The organism is Streptomyces sp. Je 1-369 (assembly GCF_026810505.1).
GTDB lineage: Bacteria > Actinomycetota > Actinomycetes > Streptomycetales > Streptomycetaceae > Streptomyces.
In genome coordinates, this window is the sequence record NZ_CP101750.1 from 2,370,439 (window position 1) to 2,391,384 (window position 20,946).

Genomic DNA, 20,946 nt, shown 5'->3' on the forward strand with positions numbered 1-20,946 from the left:
TGACGGTTGAGCTGACGTTCAAGCTGGTCACTGCGATGGTATCCGCCGGAGGGCGAAGGGCTCGCATCCGGTTGACGCCCGTCCCACGACCTGGACAGGCGTCAAGCCCGCTGCCTGCGGTTTCAGGGATGCAGCCATGACCCGAACGGCAGATTGCGCGTCAGGGTGAAAACCGTCACGAGGGCGCCGACGCCCCACAGCTGAGCCGTCCCCAGCGCGATCCGCAAGGGCCGCCCGCGCACCGTGCGGATCACCCACACGGTCCACAGCGCGGCGAAGAGGACGTACCCGGCGACGGCGAGCGCGTTGGCGCCGAGGGCCGTCGTGAGGTCGCCGTGGATGAAGGCGTGCGCGCTGCGCAGGCCGCCGCAGCCGGGGCAGTAGATGCCGGTGAGGCGCAGCAGCGGGCAGGCGGGGTAGTGGCCGGGTTCGTTCGGGTCGACGGCGCCGACGTAGGCGAAGGCTCCGGCGACCGAGGCGAGCAGGCCCGCGGGGACGAGCAGACGGGTCAGGAGGGCGGGCGCGGCGCTCCCGGGTTCGGCGGTCACCCGTGCATTGTGCCGCGTGGCCGGGCGCGTCGCCCGGTGGCCCGCCCGGAGAGTCCGCATGCGGAAGAGGCGGCCCCGGCACCTGCCGGACCGCCTCTCGTCACCCACCTCGTACGGCTCGTACGGCGCGGTCAGCTCCGGGCGCTCGCCGCCTGGCGGTGCGGACGCTTCTCCTGGCCGAGGCCCGCGAGGCGCATGGCGCCGCCCACGGCAGCACCGATGAGGGTGAGCGCGATGCCTGCCCAGAAGCCGGGCACGTTGGCCATCACCATGAAGACGCCCGCGACGCAGAATCCGACGAAGGCGATGATGGAACCGGTCCAGGCAGCCGGGGTGTGTCCGTGGCCGTGCGCCATGAAAGTGCTCCTTGTTGCTGTGTGCGCGGCGGTTGCTGGGGAGCCCGCCGCGCTGCGGACGCTCGCTGTCATTGTCCCGTACCCGCGCGTATGCCCCGAGCGCGGGGGGTCATGTTCCGCGCGTCGGGTCCTCGCCGCGGTCGAGGGCCTTCCACAGCTCCTCGGGCCGCTCCGGGTCCGGGGCGCGGCGCGCCTTGCGGGGGGTGGGCGTGCCGTCGCGTTCGTAGCGCCCCGACATGGCGGGCCACGAGCGGCCGTAGGTGAGGGCGAGGAGGCCCGCGAGGAAGATCAGCGCGCCCGCGGCGGCCGCGGCGTAGGGCCAGCCGGTGTGCGAGAGGTCGCCGATGGTGGTGGCGGCGTCGCCGGACGCGGTGGCGGCCTTCTCGTCGAGGGCGCCGCTGTCGTCGGCGCCGAGGAGGGCGGCGGCCACGATGCCGCCGCCGCTGAGCGTGAGCAGCAGCGAGACGAGGAAGCGGCCTGCGCGGCGGACCGCGAAGACCGCGACGAGGGCGGCGAGGCCCACGATCGCGAGGGCCGCGGGCACGCCGGTGACGTCGCTGCCCTTGGCGGTCAGCGGCAGCTCGCCGCCGGCCACCGACGCGGTGCCGTGGGCCCAGGCCTGGCGGGAGGCGAGGAGCGCGAGGGCCGCGCCGACGGCGCCGAGCAGCAGCGCGACAGCGATGCTGCGTCTGCTGCTGCGCTGGGCCGGGCTCTCGGACGTGTCCTCGGTACGGGGCGGAGGTACGGCTGAAGTCACCTGTCCACTATCCCTCACCGCTCGAACGGTCGTGCAGGCGGTTCGCCGTGTGGATGGCGCGGAGCACCGCGGCGGCCTTGTTGCGGCACTCGGTGTCCTCGGCGACGGGGTCGGAGTCGGCGACGACCCCGGCTCCGGCCTGCACGTATGCCGTGCCGTCGCGGAGCAGGGCGGTGCGGATGGCGATGGCGGTGTCGGAGTCGCCGGCGAAGTCGAGGTAGCCGACACAGCCTCCGTAGAGCCCGCGGCGGGACGGTTCCAGCTCGTCGATGATCTGCATGGCGCGGGGTTTGGGGGCGCCGGAGAGGGTGCCCGCGGGGAAGCAGGCGGTGAGCACGTCGAAGGCGGTGCGGCCCTGGGCGACCTGTCCGGTGACCGTCGACACGATGTGCATGACGTGGGAGTACTTCTCGATCGACATGAAGTCGACGACCTCGACGGAGCCCGGCTCGCAGACGCGGCCCAGGTCGTTGCGGCCGAGGTCGACGAGCATCAGGTGCTCGGCGCGCTCCTTGGGGTCGGCGAGCAGTTCGTCGGCGAGCGCCTGGTCCTCCTGCGGGGTGGCGCCGCGGTGCCGGGTCCCCGCGATGGGGTGGACCATGGCGCGGCCGTCCTCGACCTTGACGAGGGCCTCGGGCGACGAGCCGACGACGTCGAACCCGTCGAAGCGGAAGAGGTACATGTACGGCGAGGGGTTGGTGGCGCGCAGGACGCGGTAGACGTCCAGCGGGGTTGCCGTGCACGGGGTCTCGAAGCGCTGCGAGGGGACGACCTGGAAGGCCTCGCCGGCCCGGATGCGTTCCTTGATGTCCTCGACGGCTTCCTGGTACTGCTCGCCGCCCCACAGGGCGGTGCAGGCGGGAAGCTCGGAGGGCGGCAGGGCGGCCGGGGGCTGGGAGACGGGCCGGGAGAGGTCGGTCTCCATGGCGTCGAGGCGGGCGACCGCGTCGGCGTACGCCTCGTCGATCCCCGTCTCCAGGTCGTTGTGGTTGATCGCGTTGGCGATCAGGAGCACCGAGCCGTCCCAGTGGTCGAGGACGGCGAGGTCGCTGGTGAGGAGCATGGTCAGCTCGGGGAGTCGCAGGTCGTCCCGCTCCCCCGGGCCGATCTTCTCCAGGCGGCGCACGATGTCGTAGCCGAGGTAGCCGACCATGCCGCCGGTGAAGGGCGGCAGGCCGTGGGCGCTGACGACGTCGCGGGGGGTGTGCAGTATGTCGATGGTGGCGCGCAGTGCGGCGAGCGGGTCGCCGGAGGTGGGTACGCCGACGGGCGGGGTGCCGAGCCAGTGGGCCTCGCCGTCGCGGACGGTGAGGGCGGCGGCGCTGCGGACGCCGACGAAGGAGTACCGGGACCACGATCGGCCGTTCTCCGCGGATTCGAGGAGGAACGTGCCAGGGCGCTCGGCGGCGAGTTTGCGGTAGAGGCCGACGGGGGTGTCGCCGTCCGCGAGGAGCTTGCGGCTGACGGGGATGACGCGGCGGTCGGACGCCAGCTTGCGGAAGGTCTCGAGGTCCATGGCAGCCGACCCTACTGACCGGGGGCGGGCTCGCCGGGCACGGGCAGGACGGGCAGCACGTCGGTGTCGAAGCAGGTGCGGGTGCCGGTGTGGCAGGCCGCGCCGATCTGGTCGACCTGGACGAGGACGGTGTCCGCGTCGCAGTCGAGCGCGACCTCCTTGACGTACTGGAAGTGCCCGGAGGTGTCGCCCTTGACCCAGTACTCCTGGCGGCTGCGGGACCAGTAGGTGCAGCGGCCGGTGGTGAGGGTGCGGTGCAGCGCCTCGTCGTCCATCCAGCCGAGCATGAGCACCTCACCGGTGTCGTACTGCTGGGCGATGGCGGGGACGAGTCCGTCGGCGCTGCGCCTGAGGCGCGCGGCGATGTCCGGGTCGAGGTTGCTGCTGGGCGGGGGCACGCTGGTCATGGGCCCATTGTGCCGCGCCCGGCGGGCCGTCCCCGGCGGCGTCCACTGTCCGGACCTCGCGGCCGGTCGTAGGGTGGCTGCATGTCGACCCATGCGAAGCGTGAACGACTTCTCCTTGCCGATCTGTTGGAAGCGGAGGGTCCGGAGGCGCCCACCCTGTGCGAGGGCTGGAGGGCGCGTGACCTGGCGGCGCACGTGGTGGTGCGGGAGCGCCGCGCGGACGCGGCGGGCGGGCTCCTGATCAAGCAGCTCGCGCCGCGCCTGGAGCGGGTGCAGGCCGAGTTCGCCGCGAAGCCGTACGAGGAACTGATCCAGCTGATCCGTACGGGTCCGCCACGGTTCTCCCCCTTCGCCCTCAAGCAGATCGACGAGCTGTCGAACGCCGTCGAGTTCTACATCCACACGGAGGACGTGCGCCGCGCGCGGCCCGACTGGACGCCGCGCGAGCTCGATCCGGTCTTCGCGGACACCCTCTGGTCCCGCCTGGAGCGCTCGGCCCGCCTGGCGGGCCGCAAGGCCCCGGTGGGCCTGGTGCTGCGCCGCCCGGACGGTCAGACGGCGGTGGCGCACCGGGGCGCGCCGGTGGTGACGGTGACGGGTGAGCCGTCGGAACTGCTGATGTACGTGTACGGCAGGCAGGACGTCGCGGACGTGGAGCTGGACGGCGACAAGCAGGCGATCGCCACGCTGCACGATTCGAAGCAGCTGGGCCTGTGAACCGCTGCGCGCAGCGCGGGAGTTCAGCGCGGGAGTTCGGCGCGGCGCAGGGTGCGTGAGCAGAGACCGATGACGCCGCCCGTCGCGCTGAGCGCGGCGCACACGGCGTACACCGGCTCGACGCCCCACGTCCCGATCGCGGCGCCGACGACCGGATAGCAGAGCGGCGCGAAGCCCATGGTGAACAGGGTGACGACGGAGGTGACGCGCCCCAGGTAGGCGGGGTCGGCGGCGGTCTGCGTCAGGGCCGCGATCAGGGCGCCGCCGAGCCCGGTGCACAGTCCGACGCAGAGCGCGGCCGCGGTGGCCACCGCGGCCGAGGGTGCGAAGCCGATGCCCGCCAGGGCGACCGATCCCGCGATGACGCCCACGGACTGCACCGCTCCGGCCCGGGGTATCCGTCCGCGTACGGCGAGCAGGAGGGCGGCGAGCCCCGCGCCGACGCCGAATCCCGCGATGATCCAGCCCATCCCCGTGGCGCCCCAGCCGCGCCGGTCGGCGAGGAGCACCAGGCCGATGTTGGCGGGTCCCGCGAAGCCGAGTTCCATCACCGCCGCGACGAGTGTCAGCGGGGCGAGGAGCCGGTGTCCGCGGATGTACCGCAGTCCGTCGGCGAGCTGCCGCACGGCCGAGTCGCCGTGCGCCGTGGCGTCGTCGGCGGGCAGCGGGCGCAGGCGTACGGCCGCGAGGAGCACCAGCGAGACGACGAACAGCGCGCCGCCCGCGGCGAACGCGGCCGACGGTCCGCCGAGCGCCACGGCGAGGCCGCCCAGCGGTGCCGCGACGACGGTGGCGACGCGTTGGGCCAGGCCGCGCATGCCCTGGACCCGTCCCAGCTGGCCCGGCGCGGTGATGCGGGGCGGCAGCGCGCCGACGCTCGGCAGGAAGAGGGCGTCGACGGCGCCGAAGACGAGGGCGAGGCAGGCGAGCAGCCAGATGCCGGGTGAGGAGACGAGGAGCAGCAGGGCGGCCGCGAGGAGCACGGCGCAGCGGACGGCGTCGCTGCCGATCACGACGCGGCGGGGGCCGAGGCGGTCGGCGACGACTCCCCCGCCGAGCATGAGGGCGGCGCGGGGGACGGCGCCGACGGCGAGGACGAGGCCCGCCTGGCCGGGGCTGCCACTGCGGGCCGCGGCCCAGGACAGCGCGACGAAGTAGATGCCGTCGCCGACCATGGACGTGGTGTAGGCGCCGAGCCAGCGCAGGACGTTGGCGTCGCGGTGGGCGGGGAGCTCGGTGGTGAGGGGTGCGGTCGCGGTGGCCATGGCGGTGCCTCTCAGATCCGGAACGGGAAGCTGGCCAGGTGTACGGCGACGTTCTCGCGGCCCTCGGTGTCCCCGGCCGCTTCGGCGGCCTTGCCGCGTTCCGTGTACGTCTGGACGAGGGCGTGGATCTCGGCGTTCAGGGCCGTGAGTTCGGCGGGGTTGAGGCGGGCGAGGAAGTCCGACTGGTCGGCCGCCTTGCGCCACTCGGCGCCCCAGGCCGCCTGCTGGTCGAGGTACGTCTCGTACTGCTCCCTGCGGTGCGCGATCAGGCCGCGGACGACGGCCGCGTGCGTGGCCGCCCCTTCCGGTGTGTCCTTGAAGTCCTCGTGGCGGAAGCTCAGCGTGTCCTGCGCGGCCTGCCACCACCGCTCCCGCGCGTCCTCGCTCTGTGCGTCGGCCTCCTCGATGAGGCCGTGCTCGGCGAGCTTGCGCAGGTGGTAGCTGACGAGGGAGACGGCCTCGTCGACCTGCGCGGCCAGGTGCGACGCGGTCGCGGGGCCGCCCACGCGCAGGGTGCTGTACAGCTTCATGCGCAGGGGGTTGCCGAAGGCCTTGAGGGTGCCCAGATCCGTGATCCGGCGACGGTTCTCCATACTCCCACCGTAGATACGAAAGAAAAGTTGCACAACAAATATTGCGCAACTTTCCCTTCCTACCTGCCGAAGAAGAAGCCCCGGCCACCCGCACAGGGTGACCGGGGCCCAGGCGAACCCGCCGCTAGCGGACCGGGTGTCCCGCCCCTCGCAGGGTCTCCTTGACCTCGCCGATCCGCAGATCGCCGAAGTGGAAGACCGACGCCGCGAGCACCGCGTCCGCGCCCGCCGCGACCGCGGGCGGGAAGTGCTCCAGGCGGCCCGCGCCACCGGAGGCGATCACAGGAACGGTCACGTGCTTGCGTACGGCCGAGATCATCTCGATGTCGTAGCCGTCCTTCGTGCCGTCCGCGTCCATCGAGTTGAGCAGGATCTCCCCCGCGCCGAGCTCCGCGGCCCGGTGCGCCCACTCGACCGCGTCGATCCCGGCGGACTCGCGGCCGCCGTGGGTGGTGACCTCGAAGGAGCCGGACGGAGTCCGTCGCGCGTCCACGGAGAGGACGAGCACCTGGCGGCCGAACCGCTCCGCGATCTCGCGGATCAGCTCGGGGCGCGCGATCGCCGCCGTGTTGACGCCGACCTTGTCCGCGCCCGCGCGCAGCAGCTTGTCGACGTCCTCGGCGGTGCGTACGCCGCCGCCCACCGTGAGCGGGATGAAGACCTGCTCGGCGGTGCGGCGGACCACGTCGTACGTCGTCTCGCGGTTGCCGGACGACGCGGTGATGTCCAGGAAGGTGAGCTCGTCGGCGCCCTCGGCGTCGTACACCTTGGCCATCTCGACGGGGTCGCCCGCGTCGCGCAGGTTCTGGAAGTTGACGCCCTTGACGACGCGGCCGTTGTCCACGTCCAGGCAGGGGATCACGCGTACGGAGAGAGTCATTCCGCACCTCCCAGCGCGGCACGCGGACCGTACGCCTCCACCTCGACCTCGACGACCAGGCTGGGGTCGACGAAGCCGGAGACGATCAGCATCGACGCCGCGGGGCGCACGTCGTCGAAGAGCTCCTTGTGGGCGCGGCCCACCTCCTCCACGTCCCGCGCGTGCGTGAGGTACATGCGGGTGCGGACGACGTGCTCGCGGCCGAGGCCCAGCTTCCTCAGCGCGTCGAACGCGGCCCGGAAGGCGTTGACCGTCTGCTCGTACGGGGTGCCCGCGTCGATGACGCCGTTCACCACGGAGGTGCAGCCGGACACCATGACGAGGCCGTTGGGCAGCTCGACGGCGCGGGAGTAGCCGATGGCGTCCTCCCACGGACCGCCCGAGCTCACCCTGCGAATGGCGTCCCTCATGACGACGCCACCGCGGCGAGCGCCTCTTCGAGAGTGAACGCCTTCGCGTACAGCGCCTTGCCGACGATCGAGCCCTCGACGCCCTGCGGGACGAGCTCGGCGATGGCGCGCAGGTCGTCGAGGCTGCTCACCCCGCCGGAGGCCACCACAGGACGGTCCGTCGCCGCGCAGACGTTCTTCAGGAGCTCCAGGTTGGGGCCCTGCAGCGTGCCGTCCTTGGCGATGTCCGTGACCACGTAGCGCGCGCAGCCCTCGGCGTTCAGGCGCTCCAGGGTCTCGTACAGGTCGCCGCCGTCGCGGGTCCAGCCGCGGCCGCGCAGCGTCGTGCCGCGTACGTCGAGGCCGACCGCGATCTTGTCGCCGTACTCGGCGATGACCTTGGCGACCCACTCCGGGGTCTCCAGGGCGGCCGTGCCCAGGTTGACGCGGGTGCAGCCGGTGGCGAGGGCGGCGGCGAGCGTGTCGTCGTCGCGGATGCCGCCGGAGAGTTCCACCTTGATGTCCATGGCGCCCGCGACCTCGGCGATCAGGGCGCGGTTGTCGCCGGTGCCGAACGCGGCGTCCAGGTCGACCAGGTGCAGCCACTCGGCGCCCGACCGCTGCCAGGCGAGGGCGGCCTCCAGCGGGGAGCCGTAGGAGGTCTCCGAGCCGGACTCGCCGTGGACGAGGCGTACGGCCTGGCCGTCGCGGACGTCGACGGCGGGAAGGAGTTCGAGGGTGCTCACAGGGTTCCGATCCAGTTGGTGAGGAGCTGGGCGCCGGCGTCGCCGGACTTCTCGGGGTGGAACTGGGTGGCGCTCAGGGCGCCGTTCTCGACGGCCGCCACGAAGGGCTCGCCGTGCGTGGACCAGTGCACATAGGGGGCGCGCATCGCCGGGTTCACGACCTCCAGGGACCAGTCGTGGACCGCGTAGGAGTGCACGAAGTAGAAGCGCGCTTCGTCGTCCAGGTCCTTGAAGAGCGGGGATCCCGCCGAGGCCTGGACCGTGTTCCAGCCCATGTGCGGCACGATCTCGGCCTTCAGCGGCTCGACCGTGCCGGGCCACTCGTCGAGCCCCTCGGTCTCCACGCCGTGCTCGATGCCGCGCGCGAAGAGGATCTGCATGCCGACGCAGATGCCCATCACGGGGCGCCCGCCGGACAGGCGGCGGCCCACGATCCAGTCGCCGCGCGCCTCCTTGAGCCCCTGCATGCAGGCGGCGAAGGCGCCGACGCCCGGCACGAGCAGGCCGTCGGCGTTCATCGCCCTGTCGTAGTCACGGGTGATCTCGACGTCGGCGCCCGCGCGCGCGAGGGCGCGCTCGGCGGAGCGCACGTTGCCGAAGCCGTAGTCGAAGACGACGACCTTCTTGGGAGTGCTCATGTGCGTACGCCTCCCGTCAGTTCCAGTAGTCGAGGCGGAGGATGCCCGCGGCCAGACACATCACGGCGGCGATGGAGAGCAGCGTGATGAGGCTCTTGGGCATGCCCTGCTTGACGAAGGAGATGATGCCGCCGATCAGGAAGAGGCCGACGACGATGAGGATGGTGTTGAGCCCGGTCATGGGTTACAGCGCGCCCTTCGTGGAGGGAAGGATGCCTTCGGCGCGCGGGTCGCGCTCGGAGGCGTACCGCAGGGCGCGGGCCAGGGCCTTGAACTGGCACTCCACGATGTGGTGGGCGTTGCGCCCGTACGGCACGTGGACGTGCAGCGCGATCTGGGCCTGCGCGACGAAGGACTCCAGGATGTGCCGGGTCATCGTCGTGTCGTAGGCACCGATCATGGGCGCCATGTTCTCGGGCTCGGTGTGCACGAGGTACGGGCGGCCTGACAGGTCGACGGTCACCTGGGCGAGCGACTCGTCCAGCGGGACGGTGCAGTTGCCGAAGCGGTAGATGCCGACCTTGTCGCCGAGCGCCTGCTTGAAGGCGGCACCGAGGGCGAGCGCGGTGTCCTCGATGGTGTGGTGCGAGTCGATGTGCAGGTCGCCGTCGGTCTTGACCGTCAGGTCGAAGAGGCCGTGGCGGCCGAGCTGGTCGAGCATGTGGTCGTAGAAGCCGACCCCGGTCGACACGTCGACCTTGCCGGTGCCGTCGAGGTCGATCTCGACGACGACGGAGGTCTCCTTGGTGGTCCGCTCGATTCTTCCGACACGGCCTTCGCGAGTCATGCGCTCTGCTCCTTCTTGAGTTCGCGTACCGCATCGAGGAACGCGTCGTTTTCGTCGGGGGTCCCGGTGGACACGCGCAGCCATCCCGGCACGCCGTTGTCCCGCACCAGGACGCCCCGGTCGAGGATCTGCCGCCACACCTCATGGGAGTCGGTGAACCGCCCGAACTGCACGAAGTTGGCGTCGGAGTCGGTCACTTCGTACCCCGTCGCGCGCAGTTCGGTGACGATGCGGTCGCGCTCGCCCTTGAGTTGCTCGACGTACTTCAGGAGCGTGTCGGTGTGCTCCAGGGCGGCGAGCGCCGTGGCCTGGGTGACGGCCGACAGGTGGTACGGCAGGCGTACGAGCTGCACCGCGTCGACGACCGCCGGGTCGGCGGCGAGGTAGCCGAGGCGCAGCCCGGCCGCGCCGAACGCCTTCGACATGGTGCGGGAGACGACGAGGTTCGGGCGCCCCTCGATCAGCGGGAGCAGCGAGTCGCCGTGGCTGAACTCCACGTACGCCTCGTCGATGACGACGAGGGACGGCTTCGCGGCCTGCGCCGCCTCGTACAGGGCGAGGACGGCGTCGGCCGGGACCGCGTTGCCCGTGGGGTTGTTGGGCGTGGTGATGAAGACGACGTCGGGGCGGTGCTCGGCGATGGCCTTCGTGGCCGCGTCGACGTCGATGGTGAAGTCGTCGTGGCGCGGGCCGGAGAGCCAGCCGGTGCCGGTGCCGCGGGCGATGAGGCCGTGCATCGAGTACGACGGCTCGAAGCCGATGGCCGTGCGGCCGGGTCCGCCGAAGGTCTGAAGGAGCTGCTGGATGACTTCATTCGACCCGTTGGCCGCCCACACGTGGGCGCGCGTCACCTCGTGCCCGCCGGTGCGGGTGAGGTAGCGGGCGAGTTCGGTGCGCAGCTCGACGGCGTCCCGGTCGGGGTAGCGGTTGAGGTCGCGGGCGGCCTCGCGCACCCGCTCGGCGATGCGTTCGACGAGCGCTTCGGGCAGCGGGTAGGGGTTCTCGTTGGTGTTCAGGCGTACGGGCACGTCGAGCTGGGGTGCGCCGTAGGGGGACTTGCCGCGCAGCTCGTCGCGCACGGGCAGGTCGTCGATACGTACGTCGCTCACTGCCCCGGCACCTTCCATCCGAACCGTGCCTTGACGGCCGCGCCGTGCGCGGGCAGGTCCTCCGCCTCGGCGAGCGTCACGACGTGGTGCGCGACGTCGGCGAGGGCGTCGCGGCTGTAGTCCACGATGTGGATGCCGCGCAGGAACGACTGGACGCTGAGCCCCGAGGAGTGGCAGGCGCAGCCGCCGGTGGGCAGGACGTGGTTGGAGCCCGCGCAGTAGTCGCCGAGGGAGACGGGCGACCACGGGCCGACGAAGATCGCGCCGGCGTTCTTGACGCGTCCCGCGACGGCGGCCGCGTCACCGGTCTGGATCTCCAGGTGCTCGGCGCCGTACGCGTCGACGACCTTGAGGCCCTGCTCCAGGCCGTCGACCAGGACGATCGCGGACTGGCGGCCGCTGAGCGCGGGCACGATGCGGTCCTCGACGTGCTTGGTCGCCGCGACCTGCGGTGCCAGCTCCTTCTCGACCGCGTCGGCGAGCGCGAGGGAGTCCGTGACGAGGACGGCGGCCGCGAGCGGGTCGTGCTCGGCCTGGCTGATCAGGTCGGACGCGACGTGCGCCGGGTCGGCGGTGTCGTCGGCGAGGACGGCGATCTCGGTCGGGCCCGCCTCGGTGTCGATGCCGATGCGCCCGGTGAAGTAGCGCTTGGCGGCCGCGACCCAGATGTTGCCGGGCCCGGTGACCATGTTGGCGGGGGCGCAGCTCTCGGTGCCGTACGCGAACATCGCGACGGCCTGGGCGCCGCCGACCGCGTACACCTCGTCGATGCCGAGGAGCGCGCAGGCGGCGAGGATCGTCGGGTGCGGAAGGCCACCGAAGTCGGCCTGCGGCGGGGACGCGAGCGCCATCGACTCGACGCCCGCCTCCTGGGCGGGGACGGCGTTCATGATCACGGAGGAGGGGTAGACGGACCGGCCGCCCGGTGCGTAGAGCCCGACGCGTTCGACGGGGACCCACTTCTCGGTGACGGTGCCGCCGGGGACGACCTGCGTGGTGTGCGGGGCGCGGCGCTGCTCGCGGTGGACGGTGCGGGCGCGGCGGATGGACTCCTCAAGCGCCGCGCGCACGGCCGGGTCGAGGCCGTCGAGGGCCTCGGTGAGGGCGGCGGCGGGGACCCGGACCTGGTCCAGGCGCACGCCGTCGAACTTCTCCGCGTAGTCGATCAGGGCCGCGTCGCCACGATGATGCACGTCCTCGCAGATGGGCCGCACCTTCTCCAGGGCGGCCGCGACGTCGAAGTCGGCACGGGGCAGCAGGGCGCGCAGGGCGGGACCCGACGGAAACTCCGTGAGGGCATCGCCGCGCAGATCGATTCGAGAGATCACACGGCCAATTCTCTCAGACCTTCATTCGACGCAGGACGCGCGTATCACTGGCTGATATGAACCCCGCCGGATCTCGTTGACCACTAGGGTCTCGCTGGCTTTCAGCCGGTCACCGAGCGGGCATGAAACAGGTGTACGAGAGTCGTGCGCCGCAGGACGGGGGGCAACAGCAGTGGTCGACGACGCCGGCACCGGCGATCCGCCGGACGGGCTGACCGCCGCGGAGATCGGCATGTGGCAGGCCTTCCGCAACGGCAGTGTGTACGACCTCAGATCGGGCGATCCGGCCGTCGACGATCCGCACGGCGGGCACCCCTGGGGTCCCGACCGGAGCGTGCGGGCCCGCATCGTGTGCTGGCTGCTGCTCGACGGCCCGCCGGCGCTCGCGGGCCGCGTGTCGTCCCTGAAGCTGGCGGGCGTGCAGATCACCGATCCGCTGGACCTCGCGGGCGGCACGGTCGTCCCGTATACCGAGATGAAGCACTGCCGCTTCGAGAAGGAGGTCCTCCTTCCCGAGGCCCGCTTCGCGACGCTGCGGCTCGTCGACTGCTCGATCCCGCGCGTCGAGGCGGCCCGGCTGCACACCGAGGGCGACCTGCACCTGCCGCGCTGCCGCATCCACAACGGCATCCGCCTCACCGACGCCCACATCGGCACCGACCTGCTCCTGAACCAGGCGGTGGTCTACCGCGACCGGCGCAGCCACTCCATCACCGGCGACGGCCTCACCGTCGGCCAGGACCTCCAGGCCGAGATGATGGAGTCGCACGGCGAGCTGAGCCTGCGCGGCGCGAAGATCGGCGTGTCCCTGAGCCTGCGCGGCAGCAAGCTGGTGAACCAGTACGGCAGGCACGCGCTCAACGCCCCGCAGATGACCGTCGAGCGCACCCTGTACCTGACCCCGGCCGCCGTCGGCAATCCCCCGCAGACCAGCGGCACCACACCGGCCCGCGGCACCCGCGTGCAGCGCTTCGAGTGCGAGGGCGGCATCCGCCTCGACGACGGCCGCTTCGGCGACGCCATCGACTTCGCGCACGCCCGCTTCACCCTCCAGAACGACCAGGAGATCTCGCTGCGCCGCGTCCAGACGCCCGAGCTCCGCTTCCTCGGCGAGGCCCCGCAGCGCGGGAAGGTCGTCCTGTCCGGCGCCCGGGTCGTCAACCTCATCGACCGTGCGTCGAGCTGGCCCGGGCCCGGCGGCCTCCAGATGGGCGGTTTCACGTACGAGAACCTCGTGCCGCAGGGCACCTTCCCGCTCTCCCGGCGGCTGAGCTGGGTGATGGCCGCGACGGCCGAGTACAACCCGGAGCCGTACGAGAAGCTCGCCACCGTCCTGCGCAACGGCGGCGAGGACGCCGACGCCCGCGAGGTGCTCCTCGCCAAGCAGCGGCGGCGCCGCGAGACCCTGCCCCTCGCGGCGAAGCTCTGGGGGTACGCGCAGGACTGGACCGTCGCCTACGGCTACCGGCCCGGGCGGGCCGCCGTCTGGATGGCGGTGCTGTGGGCGGTCAGCGCGGTGGCGTTCTCGCGCGCCGAGCATCCCGCGATCAAACCCGGCGAGCACCCGAACTGGAACCCCGCCCTGTTCTCCCTCGATCTGCTGCTGCCCGTCATCAACCTCGGGCAGGACACCTACTGGCAGCTGAACGGCGGCTGGCAGTGGTTCTCGACCGCGCTGATCCTGCTCGGCTGGATCCTGGCGACCACGGTGGCGGCCGGGGCGACGCGGCTCCTGCGGCGCAGCTGAGCCAGGCGTGCCGTCCGCGCCGCCCCGGCGTCCCTGAGTCGTCCCGCCGCGGCCGGAACCCGTGGTCCCCGGCCGAACCGTTACGTGACCGCAGGCAACCATCGCCCGCCGTCGGCCGTCATCCCTGCGACCGACGAACAACCACAACGGTGACCGGCGGTGCCGCGCGAGCGGCGCCGGTCGATGCGCAAAGGAGGGCACGGTGCTGCGTGCCTTCATCCGTACCGCCCGCATGGTCCGGCACACCCCGCGGCTCGCCGCCGGGCTCCCGCCGGACGACGAGGTGCTCCTCGACGTGCCCGACGAGCGGCTCGCCCCCGCTCTGGTCGCCGCCGGACGCGGCGACTACGGCCCGGCCTCGAAGCTCCTCGCCACCACCCGCGAGGCCGCCGAGTGGGAGAACCGCGACCGCTACACCACACGGCTCGCCGCCTTCGCCCGCTCCCGCCCCGAGTGGTTCGACGACTGGCTCGGCGCGTCCCCGCACGACCCCGACGCCCTGCTCGTCAAGGCGGAGCTCGCGGTGGTGCGTGGCTGGGAGTCACCGGCCCGCGCCGAGCTGCTGCGCGAGTCGGGACCGCTGCTCACCGCGGCCGCCGAGGCCGACCCGCGCGACCCGGTGCCGTGGCGGATCGCCCTCGACCACGCCCGCGGCACGCACGCCTCGCACACCGTGTTCGAGCAGCTGTGGGAGGAGGCGGTGCGCCGCTCCTCGTACCACTACGGCTGCCACGCGTCCGCTCTGCAGTACCTGTCGGCCGCCTGGTACGGCTCGCACCGCGAGTGCTTCGACTTCGCCGAGCGCGCCGCGGGCGACGCCCTGCCCGGCTCGCTGATACAGGTCCTCCCGGCACGGGCCGCCTTCGCCTACCTGACGAGCCCCTCGGGGAACCTGCCGCGCCGGCGCCTGGACGCGGCGGCCGACCTCGCGATCGCCCTGTCACGGGAGTACGCGGCGGGGGACCCGTGGCCCGCCGAGGTCCGCAACCTCCTCACGTACGTCCTGGTCCGCCTGGAGCGGTGGGACGACGCGCTGGAGCAGCTGCGCCTGATCGGGCCGTACGCCACGTCGTTCCCCTGGGACCGGATGGCCGACGATCCGCTCGGCCAGTTCCTGGAGCTGCGCGACGGCGTGCGCATCGAAGTGGCATCACGGACTCCGCTGCGCGGTCCGCGGGGACGCGACCGCTCCGGCGACCATTAGGCTTGCCGGTCGTGACCACCCGGCTTCCGCTCTTTCCGCTCAACTCGGTGCTGTTCCCCGGCCTCGTGCTGCCGCTGAACGTCTTCGAGGAGCGATATCGCGCCATGATGCGCGAGCTGCTCAAGACCCCCGAGGAGGAGCAGCGCCAGTTCGCCGTCGTCGCGATCCGCGACGGCCAGGAGGTGGCGCCGAGCGCGCCAGGACTCCCCGACCCGACGGCGCTGCCCGAGCACGGCCCCTCCGCGGGGTTCGGCGACGATCCGCTCAAGGCCTTCCACGGCATGGGCTGCGTGGCGGACGCCGCGACGATCAGGGAGCGCGACGACGGCGGCTTCGAGGTCCTCGCGACGGGCACGACACGGGTGCGCATCACGTCGGTCGACGCGTCCGGGCCGTTCCTCACCGCCGAGGTCGAGGAGGTGCCCGAGGAGTCCGGCGAGGGTGCGGGCACGCTCGCCGAGGGCGTCCTGCGCGCCTTCCGCTCGTACCAGAAGCGGCTGGCGGGGGCGCGGGAGCGGTCGCTGTCGACGGGCGCAGAGCTGCCCGACGACCCGTCCGTCGTCTCCTACCTGGTCGCCGCCGCGGCCGTCCTCGACACCGGCACCAAGCAGCGGCTCCTGGAGGCGCAGGACACGGCGTCGCGGCTGCGGGACGAGCTGACCCTGCTGCGCTCCGAGACCGCGATCATCCGCAACCTGCCCTCGCTGCCCGCGACGGAGCTGACGCGCGGGACGACGAGCCTCAACTGACGCGGGCCCCACAGCCCGTCTTCGCACCGACGTAAGGCACGAGCACCTTGGCGAAGAAGCAGAAGAAGCAGACGGCACAGGCCGCGGGGACGCCCGCGACGGTCGCGCTCACCGCGGCCGGGGCGTCCTTCACCGTCCACTCCTACGAACACGACCCGTCCCATCCCTCGTACGGCGAAGAGGCCGCCGAGGCGATGGGCGTGTCGCCCGACCGGGTCTTCAAGACGCTGGTCGCCGAGGTCGACGGCGCGCTCACCGTGGCGGTCGTCCCGGTGGCGGGCTCCCTCGACCTGAAGGCGCTGGCCGCCGCGGTCTCCGGCAAGAAGGCCGTGATGGCCGACCCGGCGGCCGCCGAGCGCACCACGGGCTATGTACGGGGCGGCATCTCGCCGCTCGGCCAGCGCAAGAAGCTGCGCACGGTCCTGGACGATTCGGCGTCGGCGCACTCCACGATCTGCGTCTCGGCGGGCCGCCGCGGCCTTGAGGTCGAGCTGGCGCCGGGCGACCTGGCGTCGCTCACGGACGCGGTGCTGGCGCCGATCGGCCGGTCCTGAAAGTGCCCTCGACACCTGTCCCGGACGGGACTAGTACCGAGGGCATGTCGAAGAAGACGCGCATGCGGAAGTGGCGGGCCAAGAAGCGCAAGGCCAACCACGGCAAACGTCCCGCCTAGGATCCCGTAGATCCCGTAGCTCCCGTAGTTGCTGCGGATGCCTCAGATCCCGTGCCCAGGGCTCAGGGTCCTGGGTACGGCTCCGGGTCCCGCGGGCCGAACAGTCCCGTGAGGCCGAGATGCACGGCCAGCGCCGCCACCGGCCAGGCGAGGACCGTGCCCATCGCCTTGAGTTCCAGCGGCGCGTCGAAGACGACGCCCTTGCCGAGGGACTTGGCGTGCGCCACGACGTCCGTCTCGGGGCCCAGCCAGATGCCGACCCGCCACGCGAGCAGCGCGCCGAGCAGGCTGCCGACCGCCAGCCCCGCGACCAGCGGGATCCCGCCGCGCTTGCGGAGCAGGAAGACGACGACGCCGCTGACCAGGCCGAAGCCGAGCGACAGCAGGGTGAACGTTCCGTCTATTCCGATGGCCTGCTCGCCCTCGGTGTCCTTGAGGTACACCGCCTTGCCGTCCGAGACGAGCGGCACCCGCGGCGCCAGCCACATCCACAGCGCGCCGAGCAGCACACCGGCCACGGCCACCGCGACCACGATCACTGCGGCCTGCACCACTTCGGCCCGCAGGCCCGCACCGTCCCGCTCGTACCCGTCGGGAGACCCGTAGGGAGACCCGTCGGGGGACCCGTAAGGAGACGTCGCTCCCGAGGGCTGCTCGGGGGTCTGCCAGGGGTCGTGCGGGGGTTGTTCGTCCGGCGGTTGGGAGGGAGTCAACGGTGCGGTCACCCCCACATCGTGCCAGCACACCCTGTGCGGCGCGTCACCGGACGGCCGCCCGGCGGAACGCCCACGTGGCGACGGCCAGGGAGACCACGCCGACGCCCGCGCAGACCGCGAGGTCCAGGGCGACGACGACCCAGTCAGGATCAGGACCGAACGTATGGGCGAAGGCCTCCACGCCGTACGTCGACGGCAGCAGGTCACGCGCGTACTGCAGCACCGTCGGCATCCGGTCGGCCGGGAGCACGCCGAGCAGCAGCGCCGCCGACATGCCCATCTGACCGAGCAGGGTGGCCAGTTCGGGGCGTGGCGCGAGCAGGCCGAGGGCGGCGCCGAGTCCCGCGAGGGCGGCACCGGCCAGCGGGATCACCGCGAGCAGCACCCACAGGTGGGTGAAGGGCAGCCCGAAGAGCCCGCACCCGACGATCGCCGTCACGAACGTGCCGGGCACCGTGAACGAGGCGTACGCGGCCGCGGCCCCCAGGACCACGGCGGCGGGCGGCACGGGGAGCGTGGCGTAGTGGTCGAGCCCGCCGTCGGAGCGGAGCTGCCCGAAGTACTGGGCGAGCAGGTTGAGGGCGACGAACGCGACGACGAGCACGGAGGACCCGGCGACGACGGCCCGCGCCTCACCGCCCCCGTCGACGACGCCGCGCATCAGGATCATGATGCCGACGGACTGGAAGGTCGCCACGAAGAGCAGCGGGATGCGGGCGACCCTGGCCCGCGAGAGCTGGGCGCGGTAGACGGCCGAGAGCGCCGGCAGCAGCCGGGCGGGCGGCCCGAGGGGTGCGGGGCCCGGCGCGGCCGCCTCGGCCCGCCCGTCGGCCCGCACCACGGCTTCGAGGGGAACGGCACTCACCGGGCAACCCTTCTGTCGCTGTTCCTACGCACTGTGCTCGGTGTCATGCCTTCACCAGCCCCCGTCCGCTCCCGCCCAATGCCAGGTAGACGTCCTCCAGGCTGGGCGTGGCCAGCGTGAAGTCGTCCAGCGCGGCGAACGCGGCCCCGCCGGTGACCGCCGCGACGGCGGCCCGCGCCTCGTCCGGGGCGAGCCGCAGGGACCACCGGCGCCCCGACTCCACCGCGGAGGACCGCAGCGCGGCCACCTCGGGCACGTCGAGCGGCGCCCGCTCCCGCCACACCAGTTCCACCCTGACCTCGTCCGCGACCTTCTCCTTGAGTCCGGCCGGGCTGTCGCAGGCGATGACCTTGCCCTGGTCGAGCACGGCGACCCGGTCGAGGACCGTCTCGGCCTCGATGACGTTGTGGGTCACGAGGACCACCGTGGTGCCGCGCTCGGCCCTGCGCCAGTCGATGGCCGCCCAGACGGCGCGCCGCGCGACCGGGTCCATGCCGGTGGTGGGTTCGTCGAGGACGAGCAGCTGCCGCTCCCCCACCAGCGCGGTGGCGAAGCAGGCGAGCCTGCGCTGCCCGCCGGAAAGCTTCTTCAGCGGCCGTCCGGCCAGCGAGGTGAGCCCCAGCTCCTCGAGGACCGCGTCCCGCTCGTACCGCGCGCGCGGTACGTCGAGTCCGCGCAGCCGTCCGGTCGTCTCGACGGCGAGCGACACGGTCAGCTCGTCGAGGGCGGTGGACTCCTGGCCCAGGTAGGCGAGGATCCGCGCGGCCCGCTCGGGGTGGCGCACGATGTCGTGGCCGAGGATCTCGACGCTGCCGCTGTCGGGCCGCATCAGGCCGGTCAGCTGGCGTACGAGGGTGGATTTGCCGGCGCCGTTGGGGCCGAGCAGACCGAAGATCTCGCCGCGTCCGACCGTCAGGCGGATCCCGTCGGTGGCGCGGACCTCGGGGGTCGCGGGCCTGCCGCGCCGGGCGCGGGCGGCGGGATACGTCTTCACCAGGTCGCGCACCGCGCAGACGGCGTCGTTGCCGTGTTCCTGACGGAGTCCCTGTCGGACTGCCGGTGTCGGGCGCGTACTCACGAAGGACGAGCCTACGGGGTCGGCGGGCGCGGAGTGCGCCCGGGGCGCCCCGTACGTCCTGTGTCAGTCGCCTGCCCGGTCGCCCGCGGGCGCGTGCTCCGCGGCCGTGCGCCCGTCGACCTCGCGCCAGAAGCCCGCCCTGATCGCGTACCGGTCGTGCTCGTCGATCTGGTCGTCCTTGTGCGCGAGCAGGCCGAACCGTGCGGCGTAGCGGAGCAGCTCGCCGTCGACGCGGTGCGGGATGCGGGGGTACATCGTGGACAGTTTCTGCAGGTTGTGCTGTTCCGGGAGCCGCGCCATCCAGCGCCGCGCGAACACCTGACCGACCTCGAAGGGGTCGCCGCCGACGGTGGTGATGTCCTCCTCGCGGTCGGCCCAGCGCTGTTCGGCCGTGGTCAGCTGGGCGAGGGTGGGCAGCGCGGCGGCCTCGGCGGCCTCCGGGGCGCCGCCCGGGCGCTCGACCCAGCCCTTGTCGGAGGACCAGCGCAGCGTCGCGTTGGTGGGGTGCTGCGCGGGCTGGGTGCCGGGGGCGCGCAGGGCGGCCAGGTCCTTGGGGGTGGGCACGCCCTTGCCCGGCGGCATGCGGTGCTCGTCGGGCTGCCTGCCGTTGGCCGCGGGTTCGGGGTGGTGGTCCTGGGCCTCTTCCTCGGCGTGCTGCGCGGCGGCGGCGAGCGCGGACTCCGGGAGCGGGGCGGAGAGGATCGCGGCGATCTCGGGGCGCGGCACGGGCGGGGGCGCGCAGATGCCGGTGAGCTCCTTGGGGCGGACGGCCTTGGTGATCCAGGCGCGGTCGAGGACGCGCCGCTCGTCGGCCTCCGCGACCAGGTCCTCGGACTGGTTGTAGTCCCCGTCGGCGGCCTGTACGGCCCACAGGTGGACGGCGACGCCGTGTTCCTTGGCGGCCATCATGCCGGGCAGCAGATCGCCGTCGCCGGTGACGAGCACGACGTCGGAGCAGGCGCGGTTGCGGGCCAGCTCGGTCAGTTCGGCGTGCATCGCGGCGTCGACGCCCTTCTGCGCCCAGCGGCCGTCGCTGCGGGTCAGGGCGCCGAGGCGGACGGTGACGCGGGGCATGACGCGCAGTCTGCGGTGTTCGGGCTGGGGGACGCGGTCGGGGGCGCCGTCGAACCAGTAGATGCGCAGGAGGGGGCGCTCGGTGTCGGCTTCCGCGCGTTCGCGCAGGCCCTGGATGAGGGCGGAGTGATCGACGGTGATCCGGGACCTGGACGGTTCGCCCGCGAGGAGACTCGCGGCGGCACCCAGCAGATAACCGGCGTCCACCAGGACGATGCAGCGATCCACGCGGTCCACCCTCTTTCCCTGGAGGTTCCCTGACGTGCCTGGAGGTTCCAGGACAGTGCTACGTGCCTGGAGGTCTCTGGACGTTCCCTCGAAGGCCCACGAAGACACCCTGTCCGGCCAACGAATCAGGGGTGCGGGTCCGCGTCGGGTTCCCTTCGAGTCTGCCCGACCCGGCGGAGGTTAACGGCCGGAACTCGATCTTCGGCGTGGCGCATCGGCGAATCGCTCCCCGACAGGCCGTATGACGCACGGTAATTATCCGAAATGCGCGCTTTGCCGCCATATGTGAATCTGGTCGCGTCCTGGCCCCCAGATCCCCCTCAGGAGGAAGATCACCATGGCCAAGAACAAACACCGCAAGCAGGGCGGCCAGCAGAACCGCTCCTCGCAGGCCGAGCAGGCGCAGGAGGAGGCCAAGTCGACCGCCGTCGACGCCCAGACCTCGATGCAGCCGCAGACGCAGGCCCAGGGCAGCCCTGCTGATGTTGCACGTAAGCACCAGCGGCGCTTCGGTCACAACTGACGCGCGCGCAGGCACACATGGCACGCATGAGGGGCGCACCCGGTCCGGGTGCG

General features: G+C 72.5%; 25 protein-coding genes. 6 read left to right on the top strand and 19 right to left on the bottom strand.

Annotated elements, in window-relative coordinates; translation table 11 throughout:
- Positions 1-122: 122 nt before the first annotated feature.
- The 5 genes from NOO62_RS10840 to hisI all read right to left on the bottom strand — a co-directional run bounded on the left by NOO62_RS10840 (position 123) and on the right by hisI (position 3,584).
- Complete coding sequence (locus tag NOO62_RS10840) at positions 123-548, bottom strand: DUF2752 domain-containing protein (RefSeq protein WP_268770672.1); 426 nt, start codon at positions 546-548, stop codon at positions 123-125.
- Between the two features lie 131 nt (positions 549-679).
- Positions 680-904, bottom strand: a complete 225-nt coding sequence (locus NOO62_RS10845) for an HGxxPAAW family protein (RefSeq protein ID WP_268770673.1) — start codon at positions 902-904, stop codon at positions 680-682.
- A 109-nt stretch (positions 905-1,013) separates the two neighbouring features.
- Positions 1,014-1,661 carry a TIGR02234 family membrane protein gene (locus NOO62_RS10850; protein WP_268770674.1) on the bottom strand — a complete coding sequence of 216 codons (648 nt, stop codon included), beginning with the start codon at positions 1,659-1,661 and terminating at the stop codon, positions 1,014-1,016.
- Positions 1,662-1,668: 7 nt separating this feature from the next.
- Complete coding sequence (locus NOO62_RS10855) at positions 1,669-3,177, bottom strand: anthranilate synthase component I (RefSeq protein WP_268770675.1); 1,509 nt, start codon at positions 3,175-3,177, stop codon at positions 1,669-1,671.
- A gap of 11 nt (positions 3,178-3,188) precedes the next feature.
- A complete protein-coding gene (hisI, locus tag NOO62_RS10860; RefSeq protein ID WP_268770676.1) occupies positions 3,189-3,584 on the bottom strand; it encodes a phosphoribosyl-AMP cyclohydrolase in 396 nt (131 codons plus the stop codon).
- An 81-nt stretch (positions 3,585-3,665) separates the two neighbouring features.
- On the opposite strand from hisI, the gene NOO62_RS10865 reads away from it, so the two are divergent.
- Complete coding sequence (locus NOO62_RS10865; RefSeq protein WP_268770677.1) at positions 3,666-4,301, top strand: TIGR03085 family metal-binding protein; 636 nt, start codon at positions 3,666-3,668, stop codon at positions 4,299-4,301.
- A gap of 23 nt (positions 4,302-4,324) precedes the next feature.
- Here the strand turns inward: NOO62_RS10865 and NOO62_RS10870 are convergent, their stop codons facing one another.
- The 10 genes from NOO62_RS10870 to hisD all read right to left on the bottom strand — a co-directional run bounded on the left by NOO62_RS10870 (position 4,325) and on the right by hisD (position 12,036).
- Complete coding sequence (locus tag NOO62_RS10870; protein ID WP_268770678.1) at positions 4,325-5,566, bottom strand: MFS transporter; 1,242 nt, start codon at positions 5,564-5,566, stop codon at positions 4,325-4,327.
- 11 nt (positions 5,567-5,577) lie between these two features.
- Positions 5,578-6,159, bottom strand: coding sequence for an ArsR/SmtB family transcription factor (locus NOO62_RS10875; protein ID WP_268770679.1), 582 nt, complete (start codon positions 6,157-6,159; stop codon positions 5,578-5,580).
- A 124-nt stretch (positions 6,160-6,283) separates the two neighbouring features.
- Positions 6,284-7,039, bottom strand: a complete 756-nt coding sequence (gene hisF, locus NOO62_RS10880; protein ID WP_268770680.1) for an imidazole glycerol phosphate synthase subunit HisF — start codon at positions 7,037-7,039, stop codon at positions 6,284-6,286.
- On the bottom strand, positions 7,036-7,449 hold the full coding sequence (locus NOO62_RS10885) for a RidA family protein (RefSeq protein ID WP_268770681.1): 414 nt from the start codon (positions 7,447-7,449) through the stop codon (positions 7,036-7,038). Before NOO62_RS10885 ends, hisF begins: the two co-directional genes overlap by 4 nt.
- Entirely contained in the window at positions 7,446-8,174 is a 729-nt protein-coding gene (priA, locus tag NOO62_RS10890; protein WP_268770682.1) for a bifunctional 1-(5-phosphoribosyl)-5-((5-phosphoribosylamino)methylideneamino)imidazole-4-carboxamide isomerase/phosphoribosylanthranilate isomerase PriA, read from the bottom strand. Before priA ends, NOO62_RS10885 begins: the two co-directional genes overlap by 4 nt.
- Positions 8,171-8,812: an imidazole glycerol phosphate synthase subunit HisH gene (gene hisH / locus NOO62_RS10895; RefSeq protein ID WP_150166753.1), complete on the bottom strand. Its 642-nt coding sequence runs from the start codon at positions 8,810-8,812 to the stop codon at positions 8,171-8,173. The genes priA and hisH overlap by 4 nt, the downstream gene beginning before the upstream one ends.
- A 16-nt stretch (positions 8,813-8,828) precedes the next feature.
- Complete coding sequence (locus NOO62_RS10900) at positions 8,829-8,993, bottom strand: hypothetical protein (protein ID WP_055527442.1); 165 nt, start codon at positions 8,991-8,993, stop codon at positions 8,829-8,831.
- Positions 8,994-8,996: 3 nt separating this feature from the next.
- On the bottom strand, positions 8,997-9,599 hold the full coding sequence (gene hisB / locus NOO62_RS10905) for an imidazoleglycerol-phosphate dehydratase HisB (protein ID WP_055563285.1): 603 nt from the start codon (positions 9,597-9,599) through the stop codon (positions 8,997-8,999).
- Complete coding sequence (locus NOO62_RS10910) at positions 9,596-10,708, bottom strand: histidinol-phosphate transaminase (RefSeq protein ID WP_268770683.1); 1,113 nt, start codon at positions 10,706-10,708, stop codon at positions 9,596-9,598. The genes hisB and NOO62_RS10910 overlap by 4 nt, the downstream gene beginning before the upstream one ends.
- Positions 10,705-12,036, bottom strand: a complete 1,332-nt coding sequence (gene hisD, locus NOO62_RS10915) for a histidinol dehydrogenase (protein ID WP_268770684.1) — start codon at positions 12,034-12,036, stop codon at positions 10,705-10,707. The genes NOO62_RS10910 and hisD overlap by 4 nt, the downstream gene beginning before the upstream one ends.
- Positions 12,037-12,268: 232 nt before the next feature.
- Between hisD and NOO62_RS10920 the strand changes: the two genes are divergently transcribed.
- The 4 genes from NOO62_RS10920 to ybaK all read left to right on the top strand — a co-directional run bounded on the left by NOO62_RS10920 (position 12,269) and on the right by ybaK (position 16,290).
- Entirely contained in the window at positions 12,269-13,783 is a 1,515-nt protein-coding gene (locus tag NOO62_RS10920; RefSeq protein WP_268775561.1) for an oxidoreductase, read from the top strand.
- 232 nt (positions 13,784-14,015) lie between these two features.
- Positions 14,016-14,987, top strand: a complete 972-nt coding sequence (locus NOO62_RS10925) for a hypothetical protein (RefSeq protein ID WP_268775562.1) — start codon at positions 14,016-14,018, stop codon at positions 14,985-14,987.
- A gap of 2 nt (positions 14,988-14,989) precedes the next feature.
- The gene (locus tag NOO62_RS10930) at positions 14,990-15,736 is read left to right on the top strand and encodes an LON peptidase substrate-binding domain-containing protein (RefSeq protein WP_268770685.1); all 747 of its coding nucleotides are present in this window, start codon (positions 14,990-14,992) and stop codon (positions 15,734-15,736) included.
- A 47-nt stretch (positions 15,737-15,783) separates the two neighbouring features.
- Positions 15,784-16,290 (top strand): Cys-tRNA(Pro) deacylase, encoded by a 507-nt coding sequence (gene ybaK, locus NOO62_RS10935; protein WP_268770686.1) that lies wholly within the window; start codon positions 15,784-15,786, stop codon positions 16,288-16,290.
- Between the two features lie 181 nt (positions 16,291-16,471).
- Here ybaK and NOO62_RS10940 read toward each other — a convergent pair whose 3' ends face one another.
- From NOO62_RS10940 to NOO62_RS10955, 4 genes are all read right to left on the bottom strand, one after another.
- Entirely contained in the window at positions 16,472-17,134 is a 663-nt protein-coding gene (locus NOO62_RS10940) for a DUF2567 domain-containing protein (RefSeq protein WP_268770687.1), read from the bottom strand.
- Between the two features lie 34 nt (positions 17,135-17,168).
- Positions 17,169-17,990, bottom strand: a complete 822-nt coding sequence (locus NOO62_RS10945) for an ABC transporter permease (RefSeq protein WP_414930798.1) — start codon at positions 17,988-17,990, stop codon at positions 17,169-17,171.
- 43 nt (positions 17,991-18,033) lie between these two features.
- The gene (locus NOO62_RS10950; protein WP_398976055.1) at positions 18,034-19,068 is read right to left on the bottom strand and encodes an ABC transporter ATP-binding protein; all 1,035 of its coding nucleotides are present in this window, start codon (positions 19,066-19,068) and stop codon (positions 18,034-18,036) included.
- A 63-nt stretch (positions 19,069-19,131) separates the two neighbouring features.
- Positions 19,132-20,370, bottom strand: a complete 1,239-nt coding sequence (locus tag NOO62_RS10955) for an NYN domain-containing protein (RefSeq protein ID WP_268770688.1) — start codon at positions 20,368-20,370, stop codon at positions 19,132-19,134.
- A gap of 337 nt (positions 20,371-20,707) precedes the next feature.
- Here NOO62_RS10955 and NOO62_RS10960 point away from each other — a divergent pair, with 337 nt between their 5' ends.
- The gene (locus NOO62_RS10960) at positions 20,708-20,893 is read left to right on the top strand and encodes a hypothetical protein (protein ID WP_268770689.1); all 186 of its coding nucleotides are present in this window, start codon (positions 20,708-20,710) and stop codon (positions 20,891-20,893) included.
- Positions 20,894-20,946: the final 53 nt, after the last annotated feature.